The 2,827-nt window shown below is 69.8% G+C and carries 4 protein-coding genes; 2 read left to right on the top strand and 2 right to left on the bottom strand.

Going from position 1 to position 2,827, the window contains the following annotated elements; genetic code table 11:
* On the bottom strand, nt 1–296 hold a 296-nt coding region (locus ACTWQJ_RS49685), incomplete at its 3' end, for a hypothetical protein (protein WP_443312938.1).
* Nucleotides 297–639: 343 nt separating this feature from the next.
* Nucleotides 640–936, bottom strand: coding sequence for a hypothetical protein (locus ACTWQJ_RS49680; protein WP_443312937.1), 297 nt, complete (start codon nt 934–936; stop codon nt 640–642).
* A 540-nt stretch (nt 937–1,476) separates the two neighbouring features.
* Here ACTWQJ_RS49680 and ACTWQJ_RS49675 point away from each other — a divergent pair.
* Both ACTWQJ_RS49675 and ACTWQJ_RS49670 read left to right on the top strand, forming a co-directional pair.
* The gene (locus tag ACTWQJ_RS49675) at nt 1,477–1,749 is read left to right on the top strand and encodes a hypothetical protein (RefSeq protein ID WP_443312936.1); all 273 of its coding nucleotides are present in this window, start codon (nt 1,477–1,479) and stop codon (nt 1,747–1,749) included.
* A gap of 65 nt (nt 1,750–1,814) precedes the next feature.
* A complete protein-coding gene (locus ACTWQJ_RS49670) occupies nt 1,815–2,534 on the top strand; it encodes a hypothetical protein (RefSeq protein ID WP_443312935.1) in 720 nt (239 codons plus the stop codon).
* The last annotated feature ends 293 nt before the right edge of the window (nt 2,535–2,827 follow it).

Here is a 2,827-nt window from a genome sequence, read left to right as displayed (position 1 = left end):
TGGAGCAACGCCACGATGGCGTTCGGCAGCGCCTGCTGCACGGACTGCTCCACGGCGTGGCGGACGGCGCCGGCCAGCGTGCGGTGCAGCATGAGAGCCAGGTACGGGTGCGCCTGCTGGGCCAGGTCCGGCCGCTGCTGCAGCTGCTGCTGGATCTGCTGGATCTGCTGGAACGTCTGCTGCACCTGCTGCGCGACCTGCTGGGCCGTCTGCTGACACGCCTGCTGGATGGCCTGCTGGACCATCTGAGCGATCTGCTGCGGGCCGACCTGCTGCAGGGGTTGGGTACCGGTCATCACCGACATGAATGCTCCATTCGAGCGTCACCACGGGAAAGCCAACATAGGATTAGTGTCGGCTTTGTCACATAACGTGACGGTTTGAAGCTAAGTCGGCATCAACCCGGTCGCAATCGGGCCACCCGCTCCTGGAGGAGGAATCCCTCGACTGGACCGCCGACCAGCACGCGGACGCCTGGCAGCTCAGCTCATGGGACGGCGCGACTGGCATCAAGTCACATGACCACCGGGGGATCCGGCGTCGTCCGAACGGGAATCACGCCGCCGCTCGAGTGATGCCACTGGCAGCCGCCCGGTTCGTATCTCGCGCACCACGCCTCCTCGAACCGTCGGCCGACGACTACCGCTGGGGGACGGCGAGTTCACGGCCGCGGTAGAAACCCTCCCGCTCTTCGACGACGTACGGGGCTATGGCCGCACGCCGCTGCTTCTCCGCCTCGGGGGCCCGCCAGGAGTCGCACGTCTCCTTCGAGTCCCAGAACGACACTCCAGTGATTTCCTGTCCGTCCTCGGACCAGTAGGCGAAGGCGCGGCGCAGTCCTTGCGGGTAGGGGTCCGGGCGCCACGCCCTCTCGAAGTCCTCCAGGGTGCCCGGCCGAAGACGGCGCGTCGTCACCCAGACGAAGTGCTCGTCCATCGCAGCCTCCTTCACAACGCCAGTTCGGCTTGGCGGCCCCCTCTCAGGCCACCGTAGGGCCAAGGCACCTCCTGTGCTGCGCGGCTGTCGTGGTGCGGCGAGGGTCCTGGCGAGGTTGCAGGCCGCGCCGGCCTTGGCGTGCGACGAGGGAACGCTCCCCGGAGAGGGCAAGAGCATCGAGGGCCCCGCCGACCTGGCTGACTTCGTCGCGCCTGCTCCGTATCGTCAGGGCGACGCTGTGGGCGACGTCGGCGTGTCACACCCGACGCGAACTGCCATACGCACGACACGTCTGGCCCACCTTCCCGCCGCACGGTGGTTTCCCGTCGCCCGGACAGGCCGATGCGGCATGTCCTCATCCGCACCAGCAGCGCCGTACGGCCCGGCGTGCCACGGGCAGTCCGGCTCCGGTCCGCCGGGCGATCTTGGCGTGGGTCCCCCAGGATGGTGTCGGCTGCCCGGCCATGAGGGTTCACTGAGGGCAGCCGCTTTCCGTGTGCGGCGGGCTGCCGCCCTCATTCCTCACTCAGGAGCACCTTCATGGCAGTGGTGACGGAAGAACTCGTGCCGGTGCTGGAGGATGCGCGCCAGGCTCATACCGCGGTCCTCGGCCGGTTCCGGGCGGATGCGACGATCACCCCGCCGGGCCCGTATCGGCAGATGCTCGAACGCCAGGCCGCCGAGGTCCAGATCAGCGTGCAGCGCATTCGACGCCAGGAGCGTGCCCTGCACCCCCGGGGCCTGCTGGGCACCGCGGTCGGTGTGACGCGGTCCGTCTCGGGGGCGCGGTGCGCACGGCGATGCTGCCGCTGACAATCGGGGCGGCGGTCGTCCGGAGAATGCTGCCCGGCGGGGGCCCAGCCGATCCGCGACGGCTGATGAGGAACGCGGAGGACGAGTACGCGGCCGCGGCGCGGGCGCTGGCGGCGTGCCGGGCCGGGGAGGTCCTCGCCGAGCAGGTGGACGACGAGACCACCGCCGACCTGCTCGGCTCGCTGCGCCGCCAGGACGAAGAGCTGCTCCGGGCGCTGGAGGACAGCCTCGCCGAGCACGCCCGCGCCGTAGCGGCATCCACCCACGGCTTCGGCCCGCGCGGAGGTCAGCACGGCGGCTTGGCCGACACAGCGGCCCAGACGATGCGGACCGCTTTCGACCGGGCACGTGACGCCGCCCAGCGCGGCGTCCAGCGGGCCCGGGGTGCGGCCGAGGGTGTGGCGCGGGAGATGCCCGAACCCAGCCCCATTGCCGAGGAGGTCCTGGGAGCGGTCAGGCGGGAGGAGGACCTGCCGATTCCCGGGTTCAGCCAGCTCAGCACGCACCAGATCGAGCGGCGGCTGCGCACGCTGTCCCAGGCGGATCTGACGGTGATCGAGGGCTACGAGCGCACGCACGCCCGCCGGGAGCGAGTCCTGGACGCCATCGAGCAGCTGCGCCAAGAACAGCCGTGGGTCGGCTACGACGCCATGGACCTGGACGAGATCACCGCGCGGCTGCAAGATGCTCCCGCCGACGTGGCCCGTCAGGTGCTGGAGTATGAACAGCGTCACCGGCAACGCCAAGAGGTCATCTCCGCAGCCGAGGCGCGCATTCCCAGCTGACCGATAGTCCATCACCCCATCCCATGCAGGCTCGCACACGTGCCCGCATGGCCCTCAGCCGGGCGCAGCTGTGTGTGGCTACTGCTCGAGCAGCCCCGCTCGCTGTGCTGCGCGGCTCCTCCGGTGATCCCACCGGGAGCACACTGGAAGTGTGCTGTCGATGCTCACTAGTGCTGCGCCGCATTGATCTTGCGGGGGTCTGTGCCACGCCGTCAGCAAGCGACGGGGGCTGACGGCGGGCAGTGATGTCTCAGTTCTTGACGAGCACGATCGCATGAGCGGAGAGCGCGGAG

Source organism: Streptomyces sp. KR55, assembly GCF_052245645.1.
In the GTDB taxonomy this organism is placed as follows: Bacteria; Actinomycetota; Actinomycetes; order Streptomycetales; family Streptomycetaceae; genus Streptomyces; species Streptomyces flavusporus.
The sequence above is the reverse complement of the archived record's forward strand: the minus strand, read 5'-3'. Positions and strand labels throughout refer to the sequence as shown.